This window comes from Rheinheimera sp. WS51 (assembly GCF_050936095.1).
In the GTDB taxonomy this organism is placed as follows: domain Bacteria; phylum Pseudomonadota; class Gammaproteobacteria; order Enterobacterales; family Alteromonadaceae; genus Alishewanella.
The window spans coordinates 1-2,592 of the sequence record NZ_JBOTRC010000035.1 but is presented as its reverse complement, the minus strand read 5'-3'; the positions used below and the strand labels follow the sequence as shown (position 1 = coordinate 2,592).

Annotated in this window: 2 protein-coding genes; both read right to left on the bottom strand. The window is 45.5% G+C overall.

All coding sequences use genetic code 11. From position 1 onward, the window contains the following. Nucleotides 1-71 precede the first annotated feature (71 nt). Nucleotides 72-785, bottom strand: a complete 714-nt coding sequence (locus ACRCA4_RS14865) for an FIST C-terminal domain-containing protein (RefSeq protein ID WP_433190340.1) — start codon at nucleotides 783-785, stop codon at nucleotides 72-74. Nucleotides 786-977: 192 nt separating this feature from the next. Next, on the bottom strand, nucleotides 978-2,558 hold the full coding sequence (locus ACRCA4_RS14860; protein ID WP_433190337.1) for a methyl-accepting chemotaxis protein: 1,581 nt from the start codon (nucleotides 2,556-2,558) through the stop codon (nucleotides 978-980). Between the last annotated feature and the right edge of the window lie 34 nt (nucleotides 2,559-2,592).

The following is a 2,592-nucleotide window of genomic DNA, read 5'->3' as shown; positions in this document are numbered from 1 at the left end:
ATTGCCAGCGTCAGAATTTGAAGAGGGATCAAAAAAACGGGGTGTTTAAAATGCTAACTAATCTAAATATATCAGCAGCTTAAGCTCTTAAGGATATACGTATGAGTTCGCCATAAGCTGTGATGCACTTTTTCCGGCATAGCAGGATTCTTTATAATACGGTGGTTTTTCCCCAACAATTCATCGCTTTTATAGCCGCTGATTTCCTCAAACTTTTTATTTACATAGGTAATATTACCTTGTGGATCAGTCATCGATACGATAGAGCTATAGTTCAATGCGTACTGTTGTTGCTCCAGAAAAATCATTGCCTCATTTAACTCCGCCCCGGTGCTTTTAGCTAAAAATGCCATAGTTTGTAATGAGTTGGGCGCTACTGTAGTGGTTTGTGTGGTGGTGAATTTAAGGTTGATAATTTCAGCTTGCTCGGTTAAAACTAGCAAAGTACTAGAAAGGTTATGTAGGCTGAAATGCTGCTGTTCTGTGGCAAATTCGCCATATAAAAAGCAACCACTCGCTTGATTTAAGGTACCAAGCTTCGAATCTTCCTGCTCAATTTGCTGTTGCATAAAGGTTTTTCTGGCTGCACATGAATAGATCAGCGACACTGCGCCGTTTTGTTGCTCGAGCTGTTGTACTTCTGTGCGCAAACCATGCAGATCAGCAAAAGAGAAAGAAACCTGGTCGTTAATTTGTAGATTGCCGGCCAGAATGACACCCTGTTTGTCTGGGGTAATGCCGACAGGCGCACGCAGAAACTGTTGCTGGCCTCTTTTAACCAGCAATGGAAATTCCAGTACCGATCAGCACAAAATCAGGGAGACTAGCTTTAAGTATCCGCTGTACACGCAAAGTTTCTTACGGGCTACGCCCGGAAAATAGCTGAATAATGCCGCGACCTGAACTCAGCCTGTGCTCGGATAAGTATGCCTGCAGCTCCTGTTCCGAGCGATAAATCAGGTTTAGGGTGCGCATGGCTAGATCCCTTGCTGTGTCGCCCAGAACTGATTGGTTAGCTGATCCAATCTTCTGGTGATATTGACCGTCTTTTCGGCAACCTTTCCGCTTAATTTAACGGCATCGAGGTTTTCCTGCGCATTACTTTTTATAATATGCACGCTTTCACTGACCGAGTTTACCACCGACGTTTGTTCATTTACTGCCCGCGCAATTTGCTCGCTCATGCGGGAAATCGTGCTAATCGCATTCAGGATATTTTCCAGAGCCTGCGCCGTGGCATGGCTTTTTGCCACACTCTGTTCCGCTGCCGCTTCACCGGATCGCATGGCACTGACGGCTTGTCGGACACCACTTTGTAATTGCTCAATGACGCCGCGGATCTCTTTAGTGGATTCTTGGGTGCGATTGGCCAAAGAGCGCACTTCATCGGCAACAACCGCGAAGCCCCGGCCAAGCTCACCTGCTCGTGCAGCTTCAATGGCTGCGTTTAACGCCAACAAATTAGTCTGGTCGGCAATGGCGAGAATAACGTCGAGGATTTTTTCAATTTCATTGCTGCTTATGGCAACGTTATTGATGACCTGCGACCCCGAGTGAATGAGACGTTTCAATTCATTAATGGTGCTGGCATTTTCATCAACAACCTGTTTGCCGGAGTTGGCAATTGCCAGTCCGTCAGCAGAGGCGGTAGAAGTTTCGGCTGCGTTGATGGATACGCTTTGGATACTCACGGCCATCTGTTCCATTGCCGTTGCAACCTGCTCTGTTTGTTCAAACTGACGTAAGGTGCCATTTTCAGATTGTGTTACGGCAGCACTTAAACTTTGGGCATTTTCACTTAAGGTTGACGACATATCATTGATGCGGCCAATTAATGCCGCGTTCTCAGACTCAAGTTTTTTAACCGCCAATAACAAAGTCCCGGCTTCATCATTTCGACCGGTGTAGACGTAGCGCGCGACCTTATCTTCAGAAATGGTTTTGAGTTTCGTTAATGCGAGCAGTAAAGGTTGGCTAAAGACGAAGACTGCGGCGCTGACAACAAAGGTACTAAAAATTGTGGCTAATAGTACGAGTAAGGCGGAGTAGTTTAAGAGATAAACCAGTACCGGCAATAGTAAGCCGGCAAAGAGTGTAATCAATATTTTGGCGGGCAGCGATAGTGAATCGCCCAGCTTGCGTAAAGATTTTCCAGCCTGGATGGCGGCGTAAACTTCTTCTGCCCGAGTAATAAATTCAGGCTTTGCTTTACGCCTTACCGATTGATATTCCTCGGTTCTGCCATTCTTTTTAATCGGCGTTGCATAAGCATCAACCCAGTAATGGTCACCGTTTTTACAGCGATTTTTGACAATACCCATCCAGGATTTTTCGGCGCGTAAATCAGCCCAAAACATTTTAAATACGGCGGGTGGCATATCAGGGTGGCGGACAATGTGGTGGTTCTGACCTATTAGCTCTTCTTTGCTGAAGCCGCTGATATCAATAAAGTCTTTGTTAATATAAGTGATTTTGCCATCAAGATTAGTGGTCGATAGAATATTAGCTTGGGCAGAAAAACGCTGCTCCACGCCTGTGACCGGTAAATTCTGTTTCATATTGGGTCCACCTACGTATGATCTTTAGGATTTT

Excerpts from the sequence above, each read along its gene's own strand:
- ACRCA4_RS14860 (WP_433190337.1), bottom strand. The coding sequence starts at position 2,558 with ATGAAACAGAATTTACCGGTCACAGGCGTGGAGCAGCGTTTTTCTGCC.